Below are 26,517 nucleotides of genomic sequence, written 5' to 3'. Positions count from 1 at the left end.
TTAGGGGATATTATATTTTTGGTAAACATGAAATCATATCAGTTTAAGGAGTTCGGAGTATGACACCAAATAAACCAGTCACCAGGGATGTTGCTTTGAAAAGTGGCAATCAGTGTGCATTCCCAAATTGTGATGAACCTATTTACGATGAAGAAGACCAAATTTATATCGGTGAATTAGCACATATCGAAGCAGATAGTCCAGGTGGACCTAGATATAATTCAAATCAAAGCGATAAAGAACGTCATGGTGTAGCTAATCTTATGTTTATGTGCTCAAAACACCACAAAAAAATAGACAAAAAGGCTTCTCAATACCCTGTTAAAGACTTGATTAAAATGAAGAAAAATCACGAGGACAGCATCAAGACGAAACTTAGTAAACAACTTGTTGATAAAATTGTGCAAGGTGCTCAGGATTACCTAAGAGAAAATGAAGATGAGATTGACTTGTCTTCAGCAGAAGAATTTATCAAATGGCTGAAGGATGATCTCGAACTCTCAGAAGATGAAGTACAACAAGAATTGGAGACCATCTCACACTGTTTAGAGAGCATTGCCGTTTTTAAGGAAGATATTCAAAGCTTTATTTATAATATATTGGTTCATGGGGACAGTAGTGGTTCTTCGTTAAATGTAGCTACAGAAAGATCAAAAAATATCGATGACGAAAGAATTTATGCAATTGTAAAGTTTTTAATGGAAAATAAGATTATCGATGATATTAATATGTATGATTTGATGGAAACGGTGCGGGATTTAGAGAACGACATTAGTTACAAAATAGCAAAGGGTATATGGGTGTTGAACGGTCGATATAGTTCATTGAATTCCTTAGTTGATTTTCTAGGGGTTAAGGATAAGAAAGAAGATGCTAAGAAGGATCTCAAGAAAATTCTATTTAAAAGAGATATCTCGCCTTTGCAATAGAAACAGCCATAACATGATTTTGGTAGCATTAATCATCTTGCGGTTCCAGATCATATCCAATATAATTTAATTAATAATCGAACGTTAGTTCTTGTATTGGGGGTATAAATAATGGGACATAAGCTTGCAGGTAACGGAATGTGGGAAACACGCTTCATCTTGCCCGAGCATCGAAATAGCATCATCCAAAATTATAAAGAGCAAAACCGCCGCGAGAAGCCGACCTTAGCCACAGATGAGATTCAAACCATTGCAGCTGCTGTCGCTCAATCCTACCGCCAAGAAGCAGAAGCGACATTTGAAGTATTTGATCCGTTCGAGAATAGGGAGATCCGCGGTATCGTAACGAGGGTAGATCAACAGCTACGCCAGTTCCGAGTTGGAGAGTGTGAGTGGATCAAGTTTAGCGAGGTTTTGAAAGCAACATGCCATGATAACCATTATATTGACTAAGTTTTTGCCTTCTGGGGGTTCGCCCTTGGAAGGCATTCTTGCTTTTTAGAACCGTATTGCGAAGGAGGGAGTCGTTAGTATGCTTGAGCTAACCACAAACCTGAAAGCTTACTACAAGTACCCGAACAGCTGGATCATAATGCAGATTACTGGTCTTGACGTGTACTTGAATCTATAAGGTTATGTCCTTGCCATGCGCCGCGTCTAGAGCACGGCGCTTTTAAGATTTTTACAAAATTACATCATCAAGGAGCGATCAGCACTACCAAGTTCTTGTTTTGTTTATTTCCATCTTACTCGTGAAAGACCTTTCTAGGTCAATCTCTAACTTGTTGGCAAGTTCGCAGATATTCCAAACAATATCGTACATTTCAAGCCCAAGGCGTTCTTTTATTTCCTCAATGTCTTTGTGATCTGGATGATAAGAAATATGCAACAATTCTCGAACCATTTCACCTACTTCAGTAACAAGAAAGAGACTTCTTTGTTCTATTGTGGACTTATCAAATCCTCTGGAGATACTAAGCTCGTTAACGTGTTTTTGCATTTCAGTTATTTTCATTAATGCCTATCCATCCCTTTATTATGTATTCGTGTTAGGGTGCTCCCTATCAATTATAGAACCAAGTTATCGTTTTTCCAAGGTGTCATTAGTTTTTAATGGAAATCGGATCATACGTTTGCATAGCGTGTTATACTAGAACTTAGTGTTTAAAATAAGCAGTCAGAGGTGTTTTATGTCTCAATTACTTGAAACTCTAGATAAAGAGCGATTAGCAGTAAATCCTTTATTAAAACGTAAATCCGAACTCGGTCAATTTTTGACTCCATCGAGTGTCGCAAAATTTATGGCTTCTCTTTTCGATAGGACCAAACTGTCAAATGCAAACATTCTTGACCCAGGAGCAGGTATCGGAGCATTAACGAGTGCTGTCTTAGAACGTCTTACTTCGGAACAGATAAGCGATCATGCTGAGGTTACTGTTGTTGAGATTGATGAGGTATTAAGAGAGCGGCTCCAAAACACATTAGGTCTATTTGATGACAAGCTATCTTTGAAAAGTGAAGTAATATCTGAGGACTTTATAGAATGGGCTACGACCACTTTAATGAATGAAGATAGCTTACTTGCAGGGACAAAAATTCGCTTCACCCATGCTATTCTGAATCCGCCTTATAAAAAAATTATGAGTTCATCTCGTCATCGTAAGATCCTACGTGGCGTTGGTATAGAGACGGTTAATCTTTATTCTGCTTTTGTCGGACTTGCCATTCAGCTTACGGAGGAAAATGGTCAGATCGTGGCAATCATTCCTAGAAGCTTCTGTAACGGACCTTATTTTCGCCCATTTCGTCAACTACTCCTTGAAAAAACAGCAATAAAGCATATGCATTTGTTTGATTCGAGGGACAAGGCTTTTAAAGATGATGAAGTACTTCAAGAGAACGTGATTCTTTTGCTTGAACGTGGAGGAAAGCAATCTAACGTAACAATTTCAACTTCAAAAGACGATAGCTTTATCGATTATTCAACAAACTCATATCCGTTCGAGAAAATTGTGCAACCTTTGGATTCAGAGATGTTCATTCATATCCCAACGTCAAATGAACCAAGCTTTATTGAAAGGTATCCATCAGTTCACTATTCATTAAGTGAGATTGGCGTGGAGGTTTCAACTGGACCTGTTGTAGATTTTCGAGTTAAGGGTCATTTGCGTGAAATGCCAGAAGAAGGAACAGTTCCTTTGTTCTATCCCAATCACTTTGTAGGGACAACAGTCGAATATCCAAAAGTTATGAAGAAACCCAACGCAGTTTTTGTAGATGACACTATGAAAAAATGGCTCTATCCGAATGGATACTACACTGTTGTAAAGAGATTCTCGTCAAAAGAGGAAAAACGCCGTATTGTCGCGGGAGTACTAACGCCCTCCAGTGTTGATTATTCTGAGGTGGGGTTCGAAAACGGACTTAACGTGCTTCACTTCAAAAAACAGGGAATATCCGCAGAGTTAGCATTTGGTTTATATGCATATTTAAACTCAACTGAAGTTGATAAGTACTTTCGAGTATTTAACGGACACACGCAGGTCAACGCAACAGATCTTCGGACTATGAAATATCCTAGCAGAGAGGTTCTTGAATATTTTGGTAGATGGGTTATGTCCAACTCTGATACAATAGGTCAAGAAGAACTAGACCGAAAGTTGGAGGAGATTTTGTGACCGAAGGAACTCACCCCAATCTTGAGGGAGCTTTGGAAATACTTAAAGCTCTCGATTTACCAAGAGCTCAAATAAATGAACGATCCGCACTTTGCCTTCTTGCAATATTAAACTTAACTGCTGATAAGACATGGTCAAAAGCGGGAAATCCGCTTATCGGTATAACACCGATGATGGAGTTTAGTCGCATAAATTATGGGAAAGAGTATGCCCCAAACACTCGAGAAACATTTAGACGTCAAACGATGCACCAGTTCATTGAAGCTGGGATTTCATTATACAACCCTGATAACCCAACACGAGCTGTAAATAGTCCTAAGGCTGTTTATCAGATCGAGCCAGAGGCTTTGGAGCTCATAAAATTATATGATACTCCACGTTGGAAATCAGCGTTAGAAGCATATCTTTCAACAAGACAATCTCTTGTAGAGCGGTATGCCAAAGAAAGGGATCAAAATAGAATCCCAGTTCAAGTTGCCCCAGGCAAACAGATCATGCTTAGCCAAGGTGAACACAGTGAGTTAATAAAGGCAATTATCGAGGATTTTGCTGAAAGGTTTGTCCCAGGAGGTATTTTAATATTTGCTGGCGATACTGGTGGAAAATACTTCGATGAGGAATTATTAAGTCAACTTGGTGTTTCCGTTGACTCACATGGAAAAATGCCAGATGTAGTTATTTATTATCCTAAGAAGAATTGGTTGCTATTGATTGAGTCAGTAACAAGCCACGGACCAGTGGACGGAAAACGGCATGATGAATTAGCACGGCTTTTCAGAGATTCTACTGCGGGTATCGTGTATGTTACTGCTTTCCCAAGTCGCTCTGTTATGGGTAAATATCTAAGTGTTATTGCATGGGAAACTGAGGTTTGGGTAGCAGATGCTCCTTCTCATCTCATACATTTCAATGGTGATCGGTTTTTGGGACCACATTAATTGATCCATTTTATAAAAAGCACCTATTCTATGAAGCATGACTTTCTTCTCGGTCTGCCTATAGAAAAGGTGCTTTTTATGTTGTGTAAAAGCACCAGTAAAAAGACCACTTGAAATAATTCGATACTTGAGCTAAAGTCAACAACCAACCGTTAATTCAATGGGGGGTAATCTATGGTCTGTCAAAACTGTAATAGTAGTAATGACGTAACTAATTTTCTTAAAGGAACAGAAAAAATGGTGCTCTGTGCCGATTGCCGCCTTAAGCTATTAGCCCCACATATTCAGGCTTCCGAAAGCCGGTGGAGTAATAATGCATGCCTGGGATATGCGATATTGGGCGCTCAACGGCTTGGATTTAGCCAGAGCCATTAACGGCGAGTTCGACCTGACTAGTCTTGAAGAAGCAACAGTCGTATACGAGTTATCGCCGTATTGAGGAGGGTCTAATTATGAGCCGCGAGCATTGTGAGCATTCCATTCAGCAGTATGTTCAGCATTCCTTGACCTGTTCGGACTGCATGCAGTCGGGTCTGGAACAGCAGTTGAAGGATAACGACTTTCCTGCATCATTTACTGAGGTTTACCTTAACTCCGAGTTAGGTTTCTCGGTAATAAGTATCAACAACCACGTAGACAAAGTATCTTTCTTCCGCAGCTTCGACGGCAACTCTGATTACCTTGGAACGTTCTACAATCTACAGGAAGCGGCGATGTCAACTAATGGGGGGCAACGATAATGTTTCCGAATATGGAGCAGGTCAAACAAGTGCGGGAATCGAACCCGAAAGGGGAGAGGGTCGAGTTGGTGTTGATGTCCGATCCCTATACTACTCTTAAGGCAGGTGACCAAGGCACAGTGAAATTGGTGGACGATGCGGGAACGATATTTGTAAACTGGGACAGGGGCTCCACCCTTGGTGTGGTCTATGGTGTAGACGTTATCAAGCATATCCGCAGTTGAGAAGTTTTATAAAAGCATTGAAACTATTAGAACGAGGTCAATACTTTTATAACGACAAAGACAGCTTTATAATTGGAAGGATATTTTTATAAAATCTAAAGGAACAATCAAAAATAGCACCTATTCTGTGTAGCATGACTGCTTATCGGTCTGCCGAACAGGATAGGTGCTTTTTTTTTTGTAAAATTGAGGTTATTAATTACCGATATAATGGGGTAGATGAGGTTTTTGAATAATTCAGCGAGGTGGCAACGTGAGTAGAGTAAATCAGAAGCAGTATCCCCCATCCGATACGAAGAAAAGGGTCGAAAAATTAGGCAAGCAAATAATTAAGAAAGATATGAGTCCTGCGAAACGTGAGTATCTCGGTAGCAAATGGAACACGCTACACTTCAAAGAGCTTTATGGATTAAGCTCTTTCCAAACGACAAGGAATGAAGGCGGCACTGACATGAAGCCAGTGGCTGTTCTCTTGGAATCAGATATCGATATTGACGATGTTCCAGTTATTGATGTCACCATAGACAAGGATACGGGTATAAACCTTAAAACAGATATCGGGTCGAGGCAGGTAAAAGCAGGGGAAGAGTTTTGCCTTTCTTATTATGAGTTCATGTTTTTAGTGATTCGTGATGAGTATGCGGGGTTTGTGAGTTATGGAGGTTATAAAGCGGTATGTCTGTCTGTAAAGACTGCTGTTAAATTTGATGAGCGAGAAGGCAAAAAGTCATATGAGTTCTTGGAAATAGATGAGGATTTGAGTTACGAATTACTTGAGGTTGAAAACAGCCCAGGTAAGGTTAAGCTCCCGATCCCAACGATCACCTTCATTCATGGTAAGGACGAGGATGGTAACGGCTTTGATTTTGGTAAAATTCGTGATTACCTAGAGGCTATTGATGAGAAGACTAAGGATGGTTGGAAGATAAAAGCGAAGTACATGGATAGTAATGATATTAGTCGCTTTCAGGCTCTAATCGATAAACATGCTAACTGAACTAAGAAGAGCCGATGTTATTCGGCTCTTTTCGTGTATTTATCATATATTGGTGTTCTGCCCTTTAAGGTGAAGTACTCATGAAGGAACTTTTTTCTATTGTATGTTACACCGCGTTCTTCGAAGACGGCATAAATCGTATCCAGTGTATCTAGTTTTTCTGAGATCAGTTCACCGTTGCTGTTATCTTTGAATAACTGCTCAGTGGAGTCTCCTTCAACTGGTTTGAAGATAAAGGTTTCCTCCAGGTATGTGCATGTGCCAACCCCGATTGAATTTAAAGAATAGGTTTCCACATTGCTTGAGGTGCGTTCGAAGTCATCCGGAGAAAACCATTCTTTAAGATCTTCGATCTTGTCGACAAGTTGTTCCATCCTTGTTCTTTGCGTCAGCTTAGTCTCGACACTACCGTAGTATCTCAAAGTGATAAATTTCTCGTTGCTACTCTCGATCACAGCGGGGTAACAGGATTGTAAGCTTCCTATAGTGCTTATCTTTTTGCCTGTTGAGTTTTTGACATTGAAGATTCTAAAGTACAGTAGAACTACATCCCCAACCTCCAACCCTTCCTCCAACAGATAAGCATACTTCTCCTTCGAGGAATATTCCCTATTCATTAACTCTATATCCTGATTGTATTTCACAAAGGTTTCCCAAGGCAGCTGAACTACACCCTGACTTTGAAATTTGATCTCGAGAATAGGTTCAGGCAGGATTCCGCTTGTCTGTAAAGCGATAAGGTCTGTATACTCGTCATTTTTCTGATCGTGGCTTTCTTGGTCGATGATCAGTTTACGATTAGGTTTGTCGTCGATGAAGTTCTTCACCAAGACAAAAGCCATTAGACTTACATAGGCAGCTGAACGACTTTTACCACGAAAATCCCTGTTAGCTTTTACATCGGAGTTGTAGTTGAAATAAGCATGATGATCTTCAAACTTTATATCTGCTTTCAAGACATTTTGTGTTTTGAGTAAGAAGTCACCAAGATTAAACTTCACTAATTGGATGCCATCGTGAGGTAGGTCATTTACAAATTTAGATTGAACTACAAAGCTAAAATGACTTGTCTTTTTGAGGTTATCTGAAATATTAATGCCCGTTACCGATAAGTCTTTCTGTAACAGTATTTTCGTATATTTCCCTAACTCACAAGCCAAAAGTAGTTCCGATCCGGTCGTAAACTCCTTGATGCTAACCTCTTTCGGTATCAGTTCATTTATATGTATGGACATGACGTATTCCCCTTATGACTGAGCTTGTTGTAATAGCTCATTACGGTATCGATAATGGTCTCATTATAACAAATCAGCAAAACTTTCTCAGTATTAATCTCACGGGGTTCATCTTTAGAGGTGTCGATAAAAACGACACCTCTATTTCGTGTTCCTATCATTTACTCGTAGCATCACGACTGTGATTGGTTTTTACAAACTCATTTAAAGAGATGAACCACAGTCGGTGATATGGAATGTTGTTTGGGGGAGTTGGAGCAAGTCATTATGGTGTTGAGATTTAAGTAGGCAAGAGGTTCCCGCCCTCAGAGCATGGAGGTCAAACTCCAAATTAACCGATGCGGGGTTGAATCACATGTATAATGCTGCCGAAAAACTTATCAAAAGTGATGCTGATATAGAAAGGGATATCATCGAGGGTTTCACTTCGGATTTAATAAAGGAAGCTCAGAGATTGGATATCAAATATGGCAATGAAGAGTTCACTAAAACGGGAAATAAATCAATAAAGAGAACGAAAGAGCCTGTTCCGAAAGGTATTACTTTTTGTGATGAGTCCATTATCGCAACTGTTGAGAGACAGTTCGATGGAGTACAAACGCTTCAAGTAATTATGAGTACTTGGCTCAAAAACGAGTTCAAAGGAGATAGAGAATGAGCTATAATGTGACAGTCAACTACGGTTTAGGTGTTCCCTCCATTGGGGGATTCGAAGTGAAAGTAGCCACCTATGTTCGTGTATCAACGGTTTTTGAGGAGCAGGATTCCTCAGTCATTAATCAGGAGGAGGGGCTGCTCGATTATATTCGTAAAAAAGACAACTGGGTCTTATATGAATCATATAGCGAGAGGCAGTCGAGTTTCAAAAAGAGAGCAAAGTTTAAACGTATGATCGATGATGCAATGGCAAAGAAGTTTGATGTCATTTTAGTAAAATCTCTAAGTAGATTTGGACGGAGTGCTGGTGAGCTCAACACCATTGTTCCCAAGCTTGTCGAAAAGGGGATTCGTTTTATTGCTCTCTCAGAAACGATTGATACAGATCATCATGACTGGCAAAGTAAGATTGCAATGTACTCAATGGTGTATCACATGTCGAGCCAAACGACTTCGGATTGGATTCGACTGGCTGAGAAACAAAGAGCGAAGCGTGGGGAGTTTACAGGTTCATTCACGCCTTATGGCTATCAGAAGGTAGATAAAAAGCTAGCCATCGCAGATGATAACACTCCCGATGTAGTTCAAAGTATATTTGATAGGTATCAAGAGGGTATCTTGGGTATGCAGGCTATCGCCAATCGCTTAAATGAGGAAGGAGTACCTACTCCCGCACAAACTCAACTTCGTAAAAATGGAAGTCAGTACTGGTGTCAAAGTTCCATTGAGTATATACTAACGAACCCAGTATATGTCGGAGATCTAGTCGCACAAAAGGAGCAAGCAGCTGCTTTAGGTAGTACGAAGCGAAAGAAAAAAGATCAGGAAGAACAGGTTTTTATTGAGAATAACCATCCTCCGATAATTTCTAGAGAGCAATTTCAAGTTGTACAGAATTTGATCCATCGTAAAGGGCGGACCAAATCTTGTGGCATGCCTAACCTCTTTACACAAGTGCTTTACTGCGCCGATTGCGGTGGAGGAATGCACTGTGTCAAACGCTCTTATGGTAAAACACATTATATGTGTGGTAATTATAAGCTGAGAGGAAAAACATTCTGCTCCCGCCATTCTGTTTACGAACAAGGTCTAGTCGATCTCATTTTGTGTGACATTGGGAAATTGGTTGGTGAGCACGTAGATAATGATGCCATTATCAAAGAAATTCAGAAAGAAGCCAATAACGGCGCTAAGTCAAAATTAAAGGAAGTAGCAACTTTAAAAAAGGACGTTGAAAAGTTCGAGCGGCGTAAACAAGCGGCGGAAGATAAATGGCTCGATGGAGAAAGTACCAAGGAAGAGTACCATCAAATGCTTGATCGGATTAGTGGTCAATTATCAGACGTTCGACAGAAACTATCTGATTTACAAAAAGATCAGGAGAGCAGTAAGCCGACTTTGCCAGACATTGGGAAACTCACTTCATTTGAGCAACTGGATCGTGAGCTGTTACTTATGCTTGTTAAGCGCATTGAAGTACGGGAAGATGGTCATATTAAGGTCGTTTATAACTTCAAAGTTTAATTTAGCATTCATAATGGGACGACGCTTCATCGTCCCCGCTTTTTTTTATACCTTTTATGTGTTGACTCTACTTACTCAACACACGTGGAGTCGGTAGCTTTGTTGTTCAGGAATAGTGCAACGAACAAAATAAACCATGCTATTTTGTAATAAAAAGTCCTGCTAAGACGGGGGAATGACATGAGTAGGAATCGAGAATAACACTAAAAAATGCCGAGTGAAAGATCAGGACCTCACCTGGGATCACTCGGTTTTTCTTGTGATGAGATTGAAAAAGAGGAGACAATGCAAGAATTCCGTGATTTTATCACCGTGGTTCAATAAACCTTGATATTTCAACGGTATGTTCATCCCGAACCACTTTCCGCGGAACAAAAATTCATTCCAATTCTGCTTTTCACACTCTACTGCCATATCAATTTCTCTGTTCAATCAATCCAAAACGCTTTTGCTCAATCATTTTTCTCGGATTTTTCCGGTTTTTCCTTCGGGTCTACATCAAATTTAAAATGCTATTACGATCTTGTTTAGTTCAGTCGCATCCTTTTATTTTATTGTTTCATGTCAAACTTTTAGTGGTTTAGTGTTATGAAGAGAGGGGAGGGGGGAAAGTAGAGCGAGCCTTGTGAGGATAGGGTTTGATGGTTAGAGGTGGGGAGAAGAGAGACAGGCTTATTTGCATGGGGGACAAATGAAACAGATCCTGAACAGCCTTTAATACCAGCTTTTTCATTGAATGTGCGAGAAGTTTTTGAAAGTAGAGACTAATAATCGTGAAAGGTGAACATGTATATGGTTACAAGATTTAAGGAGCTGAGAAATCAGCTCTTAATTATCGTTGACATTGATTTTTAAATTATTTGTAATATGTTTCAAAGCAATGTTTAGGGAGGACCTATGCTATATTTGTCGAATATATAATATTTCGAGTTAAAAATGGTAAGAAATAACCAAATAATTGAAACCAGTAGCGTAAAGGAGGTTATAGGATGACCTTAACCCCAAGATCCCAGAACTTTACTTTTTTACTAAGTGTATCGCCAATGCTTGAAAAAATTTCAGGCTTCGCAGAGGCATATCTAGTAGAGGATCCCAATGGCTCTTTAACTAAAACTAGGCAATGGGCTGAAATCCTTGCAAAGCTTCTTGCCGCAAAAGTTGGTCTTGTAATAGAATCTAATGACACGCAATTAGAATCACTTAAGAAACTAGAAAATTCTGGTACGATTACTGGAGAGGTATCACGCCTGTTTCACTCTATCCGTAAGACTGGTAATGCAGCTGTTCATGGTAATGCTGGTGACAGGGAAGAGGCAGAGACGACTCTCCGAATGGCTCATACTCTCGCAGTTTGGTTTATTCGTTCTTATGGTGGAGAACCAACTTTTCAAGCACAAACTTTTAAAATGCCGCAAAAACCTACAGACCTTGTTGCTGAGAAAACAGAGGAGCAATCTCAACTATTAGAAGATCTTCAAAAAGCAAGAGAAGAAATTGAGTCTCTAAAAAAAGAAACGGCAAAATTATCACAAAATCAGGTTAATCAATTAATTTCCAATGCAACGAAACAGTCTGAGAAGGTAGAATTGACTGAGGCAGAAACAAGACAAATCATTGACCAGATGTTACGAGACCAGGGATGGGAAGTAAATAGTTCGGCTATAACCTATAGAAGAGGAAGTCGGCCACAAACCGGTAAAAATATTGCTATTGCTGAATGGCCCTGTGGAAAAGATCGAGCTGATTATGTACTATTTGTTGGTCAAATGCCTGTTGCAGTGGTTGAAGCAAAGAGAAGAACTAAAAACGTAATGACCGCGCTGGAACAAGCCGAGCGATATTGTAGAAAAATCGAACTCACCGCTGACATGATATGTCCTGGAGGACCATGGGGGGTTAATAAAATTCCATTCCTCTTTAGCACCAATGGTCGAGGATTTCTAAAACAACTTGAGGAGAGTTCTGGCATTTGGTTTAGGGATGTCCGTAATCATTTAGGTGGTAGTCGGGCACTACCAAGTTTTCATACACCAGAAGACCTATCATCGATTCTAAAATTAGACTTGTTGGAGGCTCATGATAAATTAACCTTAGAACCACTAGAATCATTGAAACTGCGTGATTATCAATATCAAGCAATTCGAGCCGTAGAAAACGCTCTTTATCAAAATGAAAGACGAATTTTACTAGCAATGGCGACAGGAACAGGTAAAACTAGAACTGCACTGGGGCTAGTTTATCGCTTATTGAAATCAGGAAGGTTTCGTAGAATTCTTTTCATGGTCGATCGTGAGGCTCTAGGGGAGCAAGCATTAGCAACATTTCAAGCAACCCATTTGGAAGGCAATCTCTCTTTGACTCAGATTTATGATGTAAAGGGCCTTAAAGATGATGCGCCAGAAGCTGCAACTCGTCTAGACGTTGAAACTGTGCAAACATTAAGCCGGCGAATCTTATCATCAGGAGAAATTGGACATCCAGCAGTTGGACTCTATGATTGTATTGTTGTTGATGAATGTCACCGCGGCTACACTTTAGACCGTCAAATGGGGGAAGCTGAGCTCGAATATCGTAATGAGGAGGAGTACCTCTCGCGGTATAGGCGAGTTATTGAGCATTTTGATGCAGTATCAATAGGTTTAACAGCAACGCCTGCTCTCCATACAACTCAGATCTTCGGCCATCCAGTTTATCAGTACTCATATAGACAAGCTGTTGTAGATGGGTACTTGGTTGATCATGGGCCACCAGTTCAAATTAAAACGGACTTATCAGAGCATGGAATCCATTGGGATAAGGGGGACGTTGTTTCAGTTTTTAAAACTTTAAATGGAACAATTGACTCAATTGAGCTTGAAGATGAAGTCGATCTTGATGTTGAAAAATTCAACAGAGCTGTATTAGCTAAAGGTTTTAACAAAGCCGTAGCAGAAGAATTAGCTATAACATACGATCTACTTAGTAATGTTGGTAAGACACTGATTTTCTGTGTAACTGATCATCATTGCGATACGTTAATACGAATCCTCAGGGAAACCTACAGCGAAATGGGTGTTACTGAAGTTGACGCGGCAATTCAAAAGATTACAGGAGCTTCAGATAAACCAAATGAATTAATCCGACGTTACAAAAACGAAGATTTCCCTAAAATAGCTGTAACTGTGGATCTCTTGTCAACTGGTATTGATGTGCCAGCAATAACTAACTTAGTATTTATTCGTCAGGTTCGTTCTCGGATTCTCTATGAACAAATGCTGGGTCGGGCAACTAGGTTGTGTCCTGAGATAGAAAAAGAAAGTTTTAGGATATTTGACTTTGTCCGTCTCTATGAGGTATTACAACAAGTGAATACAATGAAACCTGTGGTTGTTAATCCCAGTATTACTTTTGAACAATTGGCAAATGAGTTGGCTGGATCTGGAAGTGAAGAAATTAAGAAGTTAGCAAGGGATCAATTTTTAGCTAAACTACATAGAAGGACTTCACGACTTGTAGAGCAGGAGGGCTTTACTTATACTGCAGGAATGAATGCTAAACAACTAGCAGCAACAATGAAGAAATGGACTCACGAGCAGTTAGCTGAGTACTTGAGCAATAATCAAGGAGTAATTAGTTTTTTGGACGAGATAAAAGTGGGGGATCCTCGCTTGCCATATATTTCTGAGCACGCTGATCGTATAGCAGAGACAAGTCGCGGTTATGGAGCTGCTAAGCGACCTGAAGACTATCTTGAATCATTTAAAGCATGGATACGCGCAAATATTAATGCAATACCGTCACTTCAAGTAATTTGTTCCCGTCCTCGAGAACTAAAGCGAAAAGACCTAAAAGAAGTAAAACGCATTCTGGATGAAGCTGGTTTTTCTGAGCAATACTTATACACGGCATATTCCGAAACAAATTATTCAATGGCAGCGTCTATCATTGCTTATATTCGTCAGCAAGCATTAGGAAGTGCATTGGAATCATTAGAAGCACGAGTTGAAAGGGGACTTCAACGAATTCTTGCTTCTAGAAGTTGGACGGATGCACAAAAAGGTTGGCTGCGGGCATTGGCCGACGGCATTAAGGGTAATGTTATTTTAGATGTCGAGGCTTTAAATGAGGGACAATTTCGTACTAAAGGTGGTTTACAACGTATTAATAAAATATTTGAAGGCCAGGTTGAAGAGATCCTTGGTGATCTCCAAGAGGCTATTTGGGAGGATGTTGTTTAATCGTGGCTACAACACAAGATATTGTTTCAAAGCTCTGGAATTTATGCCACACACTACGTGATGATGGTATTACTTATCAGCAATATGTTACTGAATTAACATATTTGCTCTTCCTTAAGATGATGCAGGAAACTGGACACGAGGATGAGCTGCCTGAAGGATACCGTTGGGAAGATGTTCTTAATATTGGTGGAACGGTGCAACTTGATTATTATCGTACATTGCTTATTTATCTTGGAAATAATGGTTCTCATCGTGTTCGTGATATTTTCTCTGGTGCAAATACTTCACTTCGTCAACCCAAAAATTTATCGCAACTTGTTTCGGAAATTGATCAACTTGATTGGTTTTCAGCAAAAGAGGAAGGCCTAGGGAACTTATACGAGGGACTTCTTGAGAAAAATGCAAGTGAGGTTAAATCTGGTGCTGGTCAATATTTTACACCGCGGCCTCTTATTGATTCCATTGTTCATATTATTAAACCTCAAATCGGTGAGGCTGTACAAGATCCTGCTGCTGGAACTGCGGGGTTTTTAGTTGCAGCATGGCAGTATCTTAAAGAAAGTACTAACAATTTTTCTTCGATTTCAATTGAGAAATACGAGAAACAGAGGACCAATGGATACGTGGGTATGGAGCTGGTTCCAGATACTCACAGATTAGCATTGATGAACTGTATGCTTCATGATGTTGAGGCGGACTTACGTTCAGGAGACACTCTTTCGGAAGCAGGTAAACAACTTCCCAAAGTAGAAGTGATTATTACAAATCCACCTTTTGGTACCAAAAAAGGTGGCGGTGGTCCAACTCGTGATGACTTTACCTTTGAGACATCTAATAAGCAATTAGCTTTTTTACAACATATTTACAGGACGCTAAAACCGGGTGGAAGAGCTGCAGTCGTACTACCTGATAATGTTTTATTCGAGGATAACGTCGGTGCAAACATTAGAACTGACTTGATGTACAAATGTAACCTTCATACAATTCTTAGACTTCCTACCGGTATTTTTTACGCACAAGGAGTTAAAACCAATGTCTTGTTCTTCCAATCTGGAAAACCTACTGAAGGTGTTTGGGTCTATGATATGAGGTCAAATATGCCGAAGTTTGGAAAAAGGACTCCCTTATTAAGAGAGCATTTTTCCGAGTTCCAGAGATTATATGGAGGAGATCCTAACGGTAACTCTCCCCGAGTAGACCAGGGTGAAGAGGGTAGGTTCCGATACTTTTCGAGGGAAAAGTTAAAGGCAAGAGAAGACAATTTAGACTTAACATGGCTTAAAGATGAATCCCAGTCAATTTTTGAAGATTTGCCTGATCCTATCGAGAGCGGTGAAGAAGTAGTAGCACAGCTTGAAGAAGCGGTTGATTTGATTATGAGTGTCGTGAAGGAACTGAAGTCATTGGAGGGTAGCCGTTGATGGCTAAAAAGCAAAATATAGCGACGGATGAATACTTAGAACAGGTGGTATTACCCGAAGAAGAACAGCCATATGAGATTCCAGTTAATTGGGTATGGACAAAAGTTAAAGTCGGATTTGATGTAACTTCGAGTAAACGTGTTCTTAAAGAAGATTGGAAAAGTGAAGGTGTTCCATTCTATCGAACAAGAGAATTAGTGGTTCTGTCAGAAAAAGGAGTTGTAAATAACGAACTCTTTATTAGTAAAGATATGTACGAGGAATTTAGAACAACTTACGGTGTTCCCAAAGTAAGTGATCTACTTATAAGTGGAGTAGGGACAATCGGGATTCCATTTGTTATAGAAAGTACCGATCAAATTTACTTTAAAGATGGTAATATCATTTGGTTTCAAAACAAAGGTTTGTTTATCGCCAAATATATCTTTTATCTTTTCAAAAGTTTCTTTATGAAAAATCAATTGCAGAATTTTTCTTCAGGAACAACGGTTGATACTTATACCATCATAAATGCCAATGAAACCAAAATTCCACTTCCTCCTCTTACTGAACAACAACGTATTGTTGATCGTATTGAAAGATTATTTACTAAACTTGACAAGGCAAAACAATTAGTGCAAAATGCTGTAGACAATTTTGGGAAACGAAAAGCAGCTATTCTACAAAAAGCTCTTACAGGTGAACTTACTGCTAATTGGCGTAAACAACATGAGATAGGAATAGATAGTTGGAGTATAAAGACAGTTGGTGAAGTTTGTGTATCTTTACAGTACGGTACATCAAAGAAATCTTCTAATAGGGGGAAAGCGATAGTAGTACGGATGGGGAATTTACAGGATGGGGAGATTGTGTGGGATAGTTTGGCCTATACAGATGATGAAGTGGATATTGATAAGTATTTACTTCAACCTGGAGATGTTCTTTTTAATAGAACGAACAGCCCGGAGTTAGTTGGAAAAACATCGATTTATAGAGGGGAACACCCTGCTATTTTTGCAGGTTACATTATTAGATTAAAGTACAATAGCCAGATTAGTGGTGAATACCTTAATTTTGTTATGAACTCAGTCCAAGCTAAAGATTACTGTAATGCTGTAAAGAGTGATGGAGTTAACCAATCTAACATAAATGCAAAAAAAATAGCAGCCTTTGAACTTCCTGTTCCTTCACTTGAAGAACAACAAGAGATAGCACGAATCTTAAATAGGACTCTTAGCAAAGAAAAAAGAGCAAAGAATCTTACTGATGTAATCAGTAAGATTGAAATTATGAAAAAGTCAATCCTAGCCCGTGCCTTTCGTGGTGAGCTTGGCACTAATGACCCAGAAGAAGTAAGTTCATTAAATTTAATTGAAAATATTATTAGTGAAGCTACTCAAATACCGAAAGTAAAATCAACAAAATCTGTGAAGAATGTTCCTACCACCAATACTATGCATAATAATGATTTGCATTCCCTATTAAAAATGTATAGATCTATTCCTGCATCAAAACTATTAGTTGAATCAGGTCTTGATATCAATCATTTTTTTTCAGAACTTAAAATATTGGAATTACAGGGTAAGGTGAGACAAACAGGGGACAATTCGAAAGATCTAAGTGATGCAATTTTGGTGTATGTCAAATGAAAATAATATCGCTATATATTGAGAAATACAAGAATTTAGAAAATTCTTCTATCAGTTTTAATGATCATACTAGCTGGTTTATAGTTATCGGTGATAACGGTACTGGTAAGTCTAACTTACTTGAAGCGATATCTTTACTTTTTAGAAATGTACATTTAGACGAAGTTCCATTGTTTTCATTTAAAATTATTTACCTCTTAAAGAATAGTTTATTGGAAATTATGGGGGATAGTCTCTCAGGTAAGTATGAATTTAAAAAAGATGACGAGAACATCTCGAAAAAAATGTTTAATGCTTATCTTCCAAAATATATCGTAGCCTACTATTCAGGAAATAATGATAGATTAATGAGAATATTTGATAAACACAAGCAAAATTACTACAACAAAATAATTAAACCAGGCGTAAATAATGAGCAATTGGAAATGCGCAAATTGTTTTATACTGAAAACTTTCATAGTCAATTTATTATGTTATCTTTATTCTCGTTCATTGATAAGCAAATTGAAATGACAAAAATACTTATCAATAGATACTTTAGAATAAAAAAACTAGATTCTGTGTTATTTATACTAAAAAAACCTAAGTGGTATAAACCCAAAATTCATAAAAACAAGAAATTTTGGGGTGCCGAAGGTATAGTGAAGGATTTTCTCTATGACCTTCAAGAACATTCATTGGCTCCAATAGAGAGAGAAGAATTAATTAATATTGGGTATAACGAAACAAAAAAAGTTGAATTGTTATACTTATTCTTGAAAGATGATAAGACATTACAAAAGTTAGCAAAAAAATATAAAGATAACCTTAGTTTTTTTAGAATTTTGGAGAGTACTTATATCTCCGATCTAGTTCATGAAATTAGAATAACTGTACAAACTCAGGATGGTAATAAACTGGTATTTTCCGAATTGAGTGAAGGAGAACAACAACTTCTTACAGTTTTAGGCTTAATGAAATTTACGAATTCTGAAGATACTTTGTTTTTATTGGACGAACCCGATACACACCTAAATCCTAAATGGAAGTCAAATTACTTTCAACTTGTTGATAATATTGTAAATTTAAATAGTAATACGCAAGTATTAATAAACACTCATGACCCAATATTTGTTGCAAATCAAAGCGCAAACAATGTAATTGTCTTAGAACAGAAGGGACATTCCAGAGAGATAGAAGAAGAGCCACGGCGATTGGGCATAGCTGGTGTTTTAGTGAATGAAGATTTTTTTGGCTTAGATAGTTTGCTTGGAAAAGAAATGCAAGGCTACTTGGAAGAGAAAAGAAAGTTAGTTATTAAAAACAATCTTACTTCTGAAGAAGAAATAAGATTAGAAAAGTTAAATGATGTTTTAGGTGAGATCGACTTAACAGTAAGTTTGAGGGATCCGTTATATAATAAGTTTGTCAATGCAAGGACAAAATTAACAAACAGAGCGATCGAAGAAGATGATGTTATATTGTTGAAAAAATTATTAATGAGTGATACTTATGATCTACATTGACATTAATAGGGTTGTTATAACTAAAAAATGGAGAACGAAAAGAAAGGAGAAGATGAAAGAACTTTTTAAATTCCGAATAAAAAAGGAATATTTTGATAAATCAGGAATTTCCATTTGGAAAGAACTGAAAGAGCAATATAAAGAATTATCTGAGAATAAATGTTGGTATTGTGAGAGTAAAATTGCAAGGCAACATGGTGATATGGATCATTATAGACCTAAGGGTAAAGTGAATGAGAACAGTAACCATACAGGGTACTGGTGGTTAGCATATGATCATAAAAATTATAGACTTAGCTGTACGTATTGTAATAGCCCAAATAAAAAGGCGGGTAAGAGAGCTAAATTCCCACTAGCAAATCCCGAGTCAGATCGGGCGACAGAATCCAATAAGAGGAACATAACAATAGAACAACCAATGATTCTAGATCCTACTAAAGAAAAAGATGTTAGTATTATAGGTTATAATGATGTAGCGTTGGCTATGTGTTTAACACCAAACAGTTTAGATCAAACCAGAGTAAATACAACTATAAATATATTTGGGCTCAACAGTGATATTGACCTATGTCAAGCAAGAGCAATTATCCTAGATCAATTAAAGAAATTAAACGGATTCTATATTAATGCTTATAAGACGGGCAATGTACTTGGAATGGAAATTATTGTAGAGTCTGTAAAGGATTTAGTGTTTAAAGATAGCAGCTATATGAATATGAAACAATGTTACATCATGAGTAACATGCACTTTGATTTGAGGAGAAGATTATCAAGATGATTTACGGCACTCACATGAGTGTCGTTTTTAGTTCTTTCCCCTAAAATATGCTTTTCTTTGCATCTATTTTAGTAAATAAGAGGATAGTTCATTTCAAAAGTTTGTAACGGTTATGACTCCTAACAGCCTCCGCGGGTAGCATTACACCCGAATTTCCGTACAATCCTCGGCTTTGTTCCGAACTAATGAAGGAAGAACTAGAGACGGTATTTACTATTGTTCTTCAATAACAGGTCTTTAAAAATACTTTCAACTCGTTCATAGATTTGTAGAGGATACCATAGTTGAAGCAAATACTACGATTAATTGGGTAAAGTGGTTGTAGAACATAAGGTTAAGCTCCAAGGAAACTGCCTACGCTGTTTGCAATTATTTAAGGATCAAGAAAGAGCGTACATATTTCGGTGAAATCGAAATGAGCTCGTTGAAGCGTTTGAGTTTAAAAATGTAAAGTGACAACTATAAAATATTGAAGAAAATTCCAAAAGGACAGTCGCTGAAGGAAAAGTGTATGATCTCCGTAAAGGCTTGCTCCCTTACCCAAATAATATGTATCTCATAATAATATTTTAGGAAAATAAAATGGCCACAATAAGAATGACAGAAGACGTTAAATATATAACTGATGAAAGAAGAGCACAGGCGAAACAGTCAGCTAATACTGGTGTATAATGTGCAGAGTGGTACCACCTACAGTCTATAGAAGCCTATAGATACGGGCTGTTCAATCCCATATCTAAAAAATATATTCTGAGCGTAGTAGTCTGCCTAGGACGCGTGTCGCCGATACGGGATATAGTGTCGGGGAAAATTACAGACAATGTGAAGTATACTACCTACCATGGCGAAAGAAGTAAGGCATAGCAAAGGATATCATCAAAATACAGAACTGGGTATATGTATTTCAATAATAATTAATAGGGGGACATTAGTAATTGGTTTCGCTCCTTATCACCTTTATAATCATTTCAAAAGAAGGTAGGGTATTCTGATTGTCGAATAGATAGAACGAATATCTATACAATTTGGCGAAATTCTCTATAAACTCTTGTATGAAATAGGTGATGTATGTGTCTCTACCTGTAGTGCTCCAAAATATATTCTCAAACAAACAAAAATCCTACAAAATGGTCCTCATCTTAGCGCTCTTAACCGAGATGCAATCAAGTGGGTCAAGGCTTGTATCTCTACTTAATTTAAAACGACGTTTTCTCTCCCTACTCCAAGAAAGAGAGTCTAACGGTCTTATTGTTGACCAACCACCTGAGAAAGCTGGATCTAGCTGGAACAGCATGACTGTAAACAACGTTCAATCAGTTATATCCACACCAATTGCAGCACTTTCCGCTATTCTGAACCAAAGAGACGATTCAATTAGCTTCAAGGAAGAGTTATTGGAATCATGGTCCATTGAAGTACAAAGTGAGCTTTATGAGTATGCACAATCGGAACTAACAAACTACTATAATCAGCAAAATAACGATACTTTCTCCCTAAAAGAAGCCCTTTCTGATATCCTTTCCACCTACTTAACCGCAAAGAGAGAAACCTTTGCAGGACACAGACTTGGCAATCTTGTACGCCAAGAAATCCCCTTAGCGCTAAGGAAACTCCCATTTATTCACTCTGAATTAAAGATCCAAGGATCTGTTGGACAAGGAAACTGGGCAACTATCCCATGGATCTCGATTATGGATAAGCGTATTACAGAGACTACTCGCCAAGGCGAGTATCTTGTGTACCTTTTCGCAGAAGATATGCAGTCTGTTTATCTTACATTCATGCAAGGGGTTACGATCCCAGTTGCTGAGAAAGGTAAACCAGCAGCCTATCAATATTTCAAACAAAAAGTAAAAGAAATTAGAAACATGCTTCCCTTGGAAGGCATGATCAAGGATGATGCTATTTATCTAACATCTGGCGGTCTAGGTCAAGACTATCAAGTATCCACGATAGCTTATTATCGCTACGAATTGGATCAGTTACCTGATGATGAGCAGCTGATCGCAGACTTAAACAATGCTGTCACCAACTACAACGAATACGTTCGTAGAGTCGTCAATCCGACTGAGCAACCTGAGCAGTCAATCAGCTTTAACTATACGATCAGTCATTTGTATGCTGGACAAGGCATTATAAAATACCTTCACGACCACGGACCAACCCCGATCTCGTTAGACACTTTAACAGCCAATCAAGCTACAGTTCTTCTTTCTGGAGATGATGTAAAGCACCCCAAGGAGAGAGTTAAGCATCTGGGACAAGCTTTGCGAGATCTAGGTTTAATCACAATAAATGAGAACCAATTCTCATTAACTGAGCTAGGTCAGGAATACGCAAACCATTTTAATGAAAATAAGTGGATCCTCAGTGAAACACAAGTCAGGCTGATTCGAAGCAATTTAACCGACGCTGATCTCCAAACCACTCTTATTAAAAGCATCAATAGAGCTATCCAAATATGCAAAGAACTAGCGTCCTTCACATTAGACCAATTCTCCCGAAAATTTAACGAAGCACTTGGCACACTGGAGACTTGGGGAGAAGTCACCCAGAAGCAACGCTCTATTTTCATGCTTAACTGGTTAGAAATATTGAAGTTTGTTGATAAATCAAGCCAGCAGTACACGTATACGGAGTGGGAGGAGACACCTCTGGTGGATTCACTAACGGTAATTGAACGAGTAGCCACAATCAAGAATTTCATTGCTAATAAAGGCTTTATGTATCCTGACCATTGGATCGAGAACTTCTTTTTATCTCTAAAAACAAAACCATTCGTCATCCTTGCAGGGGTGTCAGGCACAGGGAAAACGAAGCTAGTGAAGCTGTTCGCTGAGGCTGTTGGAGCCACGGCGAGTAACGGCCAATTTTCACTAGTTCCTGTCAGACCAGATTGGAGCGATCCTTCGGATCTGTTGGGGTACAAGGATTTATCGGGGACTTTTCGCCCTGGGAAGTTAACGGAGATACTGGTTAAAGCTTCAAAGCTGGGTAACCAGCATAAGCCTTATTTTATCTGCTTGGATGAGATGAATTTGGCTAGGGTTGAGCATTATTTTAGTGATCTATTGAGCGTGCTTGAGACACAGGAGTGGAATAACCAAAGGATTGTGACAACGCCGCTTATACATATAGACTCCTTACAAAATGAGTCAGATAAACAGATGTACGGCAATCTCTATTTGCCAGACAATGTGTACATCGTAGGAACGGTAAATATGGATGAGACGACGCATCCTTTTAGCAAAAAGGTATTAGACCGTGCGAACACAATCGAGTTCAATTATATTGAGCTTGGTCAATATCCGTCGTTGGAGGATCTCGCAGATCGTACGGATATTCCTATGCCTCCTAATTCTTTATTACGGAGCGAGTATTTGCAGCTTGTAGATGTGTATAGGGACTATAAGCAGCTAACGGAAGATACGACGGAGATATTGGTTAAAATTAATGGGATTTTGGAGCAGATCCATTCACATGTAGGATTTCGTATTCGGGATGCTGTATGTTTCTATATGGTTTATAACGAACGATTTGGACTGCTAAGCAAGGAATCCGCATTTGATATGCAGTTGCTTCAGAAGATTTTGCCTCGTATACAAGGTAGTAATTCTTCTGTGAAAAATACTTTGCTACAATTAATGCAAGTGGCTCAGGATCGCACCCTACCTCTTTCGGAATACAGAGAAGATGCTTCTAAGCTTTATCTTTCGCTGGAGACATTGGCAGCGTCCAAATATCCACATAGTGCACGGAAAATTGCCTTCATGCTACGGAGGTTAGAAGAAGATGGATTTACCTCATACTGGATCTCTTAATCAGAGCAGGGAATTGCTGCGGATTGAGACGAATCTGTTTAATCTCTATATACAGGGCAAGCCGTTCCATCCTACTGTTGAGACTTTGAATCTTCATCGTAACGTGGATCAGGAGTGGGTGGATGCACATTTTTATGCTGCTCCGCTTGCGGATACACTAACAATTGAGACGATTGCTGTTTTCTCCCATGAGCAAGGGGCTGTAAAGAGTTGGAGCTCGGGGGATGTGTGTGCGCCAACTTTTTATGAGACGCAGGCGTATGAGCTGGTGATCGAAAAGAAGGAGGATGTTTCTTTATCCTTTTTCCATGAGAATATTCATTTGAGGCAAGCGGTTAAGCCGCTAGGGAAGATGATTTTGTCTGGGATCCTTAATTTTCAAAATGAAGTGGGTCAGTCCGAACTGGAGCTTCGTTTGAATGGGGAGGCTATTTTCCGTCTTCAACTGGAGATATTTCCGGCCAAAATTGATTATAAGAACGACTATCAAATGATTCTTAACGACGTTAATGCTCAGATTTATAATCTATCTTTTGATTTTCTGCGCAAAACGTTTAACATGACCGGGTTGAAAGAGACGAACCATCAGAGTTTGACGGAGTATTTTACGATCCTTCAGCATATCTTTACGCAGCTTGTTCAAGCTGTTGAACGCATTAAGCTCTCACCTCATTCCAAGCTGCAGAGCGAGAATCGCCTGGTAGACGCTGCACGTGTCAAAAGAGCTGGCAAAGAGAACATTAGCTTTCTAACAAAACGTCCTCATCTATTAATGAAAGATTCGACGAACGGGGTTATTTCAGTAAATGGAGAGCGATATACCCCGACTCACTTGCTAGAGAGCAGGCGTCATGTAAATTATGATACGGCTGAGAACCGTTTTGTAAAATGGGTTCTTTTACGTATTGGGCAAAAGCTTAAGGACATTAAAACACGTTTGGCACAGAAAAGCCGCGTGGAAGATCCTGAACTTACAAGGAAACTGAATTTAATGCAAAGTCATGTACAACGGTTGTTGCAGCATGATTTTCTGAATGTAGGTGAGATGAGGCAACTGTCGATTTCCTTAGTATTACAGATGGCTTCAGGGTACCGAGAGGTGTATCGATATTACTTAATGCTATTAAAAGGTTTGTCGATCCAGAATGATCTATTTCGACTATCGATGAAAGATTTGGCTCAACTCTATGAATATTGGTGCTTCTTGAAGATTCACCACCTTTTAAGCAAAAAATATGAACTACTGAAACAAGATATTATTAAACTTAATCGGAGTGGGCTATTCGTCACACTTGATAAGTCGCAGCAGGCTAAGATGGAGTATAGGAATCCTGTTAATGGTGAGCTTTTCACACTATTTTATAATGCGCTGCCTAAGGGAGATAAGAGTCCGACGCTTTCTCAGCGGCCAGATAATGTCCTGACTTTGAAGAAGAACGATGCCGCGGCAGAGTATAAATATATTTTCGATGCGAAATACCGGATTAATCCGGCATATGAGGGGACTCCGTATTTTGAAAGGTACCGGATGCCGGGACCGGAAGAAGATGATATTAACACGATGCATCGTTATCGGGATGCAATTGTGTATTCGGAGGGGCAAGGCCAAGAGTACGAGCGGAGCATGTTCGGGGCTTATGTGTTGTTTCCCTATCATGATGAAGAGCAGTTCCAGCAGCATAAGTTTTATAAAAGTGTAGAGCTTATCAACATTGGGGCTTTTCCCTTTTTGCCGAATTCAACGAGCTTGATGGAAAAGTTCTTGGATGAGATTATTATGGATAGCCCAGAGAAAGCATATGAACGGACGACTAGACCGAGAGGCACGAAGGAGTATTACAAGCATAAAATGTCTGGTAAGAATGTCTTGGTTGGTGCTTTGAGTAAAAAGCCTCAGCTGGAGGCTGCTTTGGAGCATGGATTTTATCATACCCCTTTGCGGAACATTACAGACCATAAGGTATTGACTCACATAGAGTACGTGGCGTTGTATCAGTCCATTCGATTGTTTGGTACAGAAGCAGCGGGTATCTCTTGGTATGGAAAAGTGATGGGTTGGAAGGTTGTTCCACGTTCTGCCATAACAGCGATTCCCTCAAGTCGGGGTGCGACGGATGAGCTTTATGTTGTTTTTGAAGTGGACAAGTGGCTCCAAAGAGAGACGGCTATTGTTCCCGCGGGGCATGGGATTTATCGGATTTTATATACGACGGATTATATATTTAATAGGGCTAAGGAAGTGTCGGAGTTACGTTTGGAAACGGAAGAGCAGCTGCGCGATTGGCGAGAGAAAAGGCGTGTTGGTAAGGTTCGCGTGAAGCTGGATCGGGAGCATGTGGATCAAGGGAGTTTGGTTGTGGGGATTGAGGTGGAGTAGGATGGAGGATAACGATATGGATGCTATTGTCCTGATATGGAAGCTTAAATGAGATCGTAATTGGATAATACACCCAAATTAATGGATTAAGATAATAGTCCCCCCCCCCGGTGCAAGCACTGGAGCTATTCCAAAATTATTAGGACATATTAAGAAACATATTTCGCAGTAACTCAGTATATATAAATAGTTAAAACATGAAAATGAAAGTGGTGAGCAGATGAAGAAGCTGGACGGCCTCTAACTTCCCCCAAGGAGGTTAGACCAATGAGCAGAAGTTACAAAAAATCACCAATATGTACCGATCATACTTCACCAGGAACCAGGTGGGCTAAACGTCAAGCTGCTAAAGCTGTAAGACGACATGACGGGATTATCGAAAATGGCAGATCTTACAGAAAGGTATTTTGTTCCTGGAATATTTGTGATTATAGGTCTTATCAGACAAAAGAAAAAGCCATTCTCGAGTGGGAAACGAATGCAAAACTTCAGTCAAGATTTTCGAAAGAAAGAATACTTAGAAATTGGGAGAACTTCTATAGAAGAAAATAAGTGAGAAGCGTTGGCCAGGGAAGTGCCAGCGCTTTTTGTGTTTAATAAGCAATTTTAACCCAGTGGCTATAATGGAGAAATTCTTGGATTAGATTAAGACAGCTATTCCTGCGGGTCTAGGAGACATTAGATTACAAAGTGTTTTTTTTATATTACAAAATGGAAGGATTATGTTGTGTTTTGTCGAAATTATCCATTTAAAGACTTAATAACGTGGGCAAATGATGTGACTTATTATTACTTTTAAACGGAGTTTAAATTAGAGATTATATACTTTGAGATACTACGAATCT

General features: G+C 39.0%; 20 protein-coding genes. 18 read left to right on the top strand and 2 right to left on the bottom strand.

Features of this window, described 5'->3' with window-relative positions:
• Window positions 1-59: 59 nt before the first annotated feature.
• Both AC58PV_RS24205 and AC58PV_RS24200 read left to right on the top strand, forming a co-directional pair.
• The gene (locus AC58PV_RS24205) at window positions 60-929 is read left to right on the top strand and encodes a hypothetical protein (RefSeq protein ID WP_497435096.1); all 870 of its coding nucleotides are present in this window, start codon (window positions 60-62) and stop codon (window positions 927-929) included.
• Window positions 930-1,040: 111 nt separating this feature from the next.
• Window positions 1,041-1,382: a YolD-like family protein gene (locus AC58PV_RS24200; RefSeq protein ID WP_497435095.1), complete on the top strand. Its 342-nt coding sequence runs from the start codon at window positions 1,041-1,043 to the stop codon at window positions 1,380-1,382.
• A gap of 262 nt (window positions 1,383-1,644) precedes the next feature.
• On the opposite strand, the gene AC58PV_RS24195 is transcribed toward AC58PV_RS24200, so the two are convergent.
• Entirely contained in the window at window positions 1,645-1,944 is a 300-nt protein-coding gene (locus tag AC58PV_RS24195; protein WP_497435093.1) for a MazG nucleotide pyrophosphohydrolase domain-containing protein, read from the bottom strand.
• Between the two features lie 175 nt (window positions 1,945-2,119).
• Here AC58PV_RS24195 and AC58PV_RS24190 point away from each other — a divergent pair, with 175 nt between their 5' ends.
• The 6 genes from AC58PV_RS24190 (at window position 2,120) to AC58PV_RS24165 (ending at window position 6,506) form a co-directional block, all read left to right on the top strand.
• Entirely contained in the window at window positions 2,120-3,607 is a 1,488-nt protein-coding gene (locus AC58PV_RS24190) for an SAM-dependent methyltransferase (RefSeq protein WP_497435092.1), read from the top strand.
• Window positions 3,604-4,545, top strand: coding sequence for a BsuBI/PstI family type II restriction endonuclease (locus tag AC58PV_RS24185; RefSeq protein WP_497435091.1), 942 nt, complete (start codon window positions 3,604-3,606; stop codon window positions 4,543-4,545). The genes AC58PV_RS24190 and AC58PV_RS24185 overlap by 4 nt, the downstream gene beginning before the upstream one ends.
• Before the next feature lie 313 nt (window positions 4,546-4,858).
• Window positions 4,859-4,984: a hypothetical protein gene (locus AC58PV_RS24180; protein ID WP_497435089.1), complete on the top strand. Its 126-nt coding sequence runs from the start codon at window positions 4,859-4,861 to the stop codon at window positions 4,982-4,984.
• Between the two features lie 13 nt (window positions 4,985-4,997).
• The gene (locus AC58PV_RS24175; protein ID WP_497435087.1) at window positions 4,998-5,285 is read left to right on the top strand and encodes a hypothetical protein; all 288 of its coding nucleotides are present in this window, start codon (window positions 4,998-5,000) and stop codon (window positions 5,283-5,285) included.
• Window positions 5,285-5,509, top strand: coding sequence for a DUF4314 domain-containing protein (locus AC58PV_RS24170; protein ID WP_497435085.1), 225 nt, complete (start codon window positions 5,285-5,287; stop codon window positions 5,507-5,509). The genes AC58PV_RS24175 and AC58PV_RS24170 overlap by 1 nt, the downstream gene beginning before the upstream one ends.
• A 253-nt stretch (window positions 5,510-5,762) precedes the next feature.
• Complete coding sequence (locus tag AC58PV_RS24165; protein ID WP_497435083.1) at window positions 5,763-6,506, top strand: hypothetical protein; 744 nt, start codon at window positions 5,763-5,765, stop codon at window positions 6,504-6,506.
• A 17-nt stretch (window positions 6,507-6,523) separates the two neighbouring features.
• Here the strand turns inward: AC58PV_RS24165 and AC58PV_RS24160 are convergent, their stop codons facing one another.
• Window positions 6,524-7,741 (bottom strand): hypothetical protein, encoded by a 1,218-nt coding sequence (locus AC58PV_RS24160; protein ID WP_497435082.1) that lies wholly within the window; start codon window positions 7,739-7,741, stop codon window positions 6,524-6,526.
• A 355-nt stretch (window positions 7,742-8,096) separates the two neighbouring features.
• On the opposite strand from AC58PV_RS24160, the gene AC58PV_RS24155 reads away from it, so the two are divergent.
• The 10 genes from AC58PV_RS24155 (at window position 8,097) to AC58PV_RS24110 (ending at window position 26,224) form a co-directional block, all read left to right on the top strand.
• Window positions 8,097-8,399: a hypothetical protein gene (locus tag AC58PV_RS24155; protein WP_497435081.1), complete on the top strand. Its 303-nt coding sequence runs from the start codon at window positions 8,097-8,099 to the stop codon at window positions 8,397-8,399.
• Window positions 8,396-9,922, top strand: coding sequence for a recombinase family protein (locus tag AC58PV_RS24150; protein ID WP_497435080.1), 1,527 nt, complete (start codon window positions 8,396-8,398; stop codon window positions 9,920-9,922). The genes AC58PV_RS24155 and AC58PV_RS24150 overlap by 4 nt, the downstream gene beginning before the upstream one ends.
• A 989-nt stretch (window positions 9,923-10,911) precedes the next feature.
• Complete coding sequence (hsdR, locus tag AC58PV_RS24145; protein ID WP_497435078.1) at window positions 10,912-14,139, top strand: type I restriction-modification system endonuclease; 3,228 nt, start codon at window positions 10,912-10,914, stop codon at window positions 14,137-14,139.
• A 2-nt stretch (window positions 14,140-14,141) separates the two neighbouring features.
• A complete protein-coding gene (locus AC58PV_RS24140; protein ID WP_497435077.1) occupies window positions 14,142-15,563 on the top strand; it encodes a class I SAM-dependent DNA methyltransferase in 1,422 nt (473 codons plus the stop codon).
• A complete protein-coding gene (locus AC58PV_RS24135) occupies window positions 15,563-17,191 on the top strand; it encodes a restriction endonuclease subunit S (RefSeq protein WP_497435076.1) in 1,629 nt (542 codons plus the stop codon). Before AC58PV_RS24140 ends, AC58PV_RS24135 begins: the two co-directional genes overlap by 1 nt.
• Window positions 17,188-18,696 carry an AAA family ATPase gene (locus AC58PV_RS24130; RefSeq protein WP_497435075.1) on the top strand — a complete coding sequence of 503 codons (1,509 nt, stop codon included), beginning with the start codon at window positions 17,188-17,190 and terminating at the stop codon, window positions 18,694-18,696. The genes AC58PV_RS24135 and AC58PV_RS24130 overlap by 4 nt, the downstream gene beginning before the upstream one ends.
• On the top strand, window positions 18,683-19,474 hold the full coding sequence (locus AC58PV_RS24125; protein ID WP_497435074.1) for a hypothetical protein: 792 nt from the start codon (window positions 18,683-18,685) through the stop codon (window positions 19,472-19,474). The genes AC58PV_RS24130 and AC58PV_RS24125 overlap by 14 nt, the downstream gene beginning before the upstream one ends.
• 1,292 nt (window positions 19,475-20,766) lie before the next feature.
• Entirely contained in the window at window positions 20,767-23,295 is a 2,529-nt protein-coding gene (locus AC58PV_RS24120) for an MrcB family domain-containing protein (RefSeq protein WP_497435072.1), read from the top strand.
• Window positions 23,267-25,672 (top strand): DUF2357 domain-containing protein, encoded by a 2,406-nt coding sequence (locus AC58PV_RS24115; RefSeq protein ID WP_497435071.1) that lies wholly within the window; start codon window positions 23,267-23,269, stop codon window positions 25,670-25,672. The genes AC58PV_RS24120 and AC58PV_RS24115 overlap by 29 nt, the downstream gene beginning before the upstream one ends.
• 267 nt (window positions 25,673-25,939) lie before the next feature.
• The gene (locus AC58PV_RS24110) at window positions 25,940-26,224 is read left to right on the top strand and encodes a hypothetical protein (protein WP_497435070.1); all 285 of its coding nucleotides are present in this window, start codon (window positions 25,940-25,942) and stop codon (window positions 26,222-26,224) included.
• Window positions 26,225-26,517 lie beyond the last annotated feature (293 nt).

Source organism: Paenibacillus sp. J22FR83 (assembly GCF_059691955.1).
The sequence above is the reverse complement of the archived record's forward strand: the minus strand, read 5'-3'. Positions and strand labels throughout refer to the sequence as shown.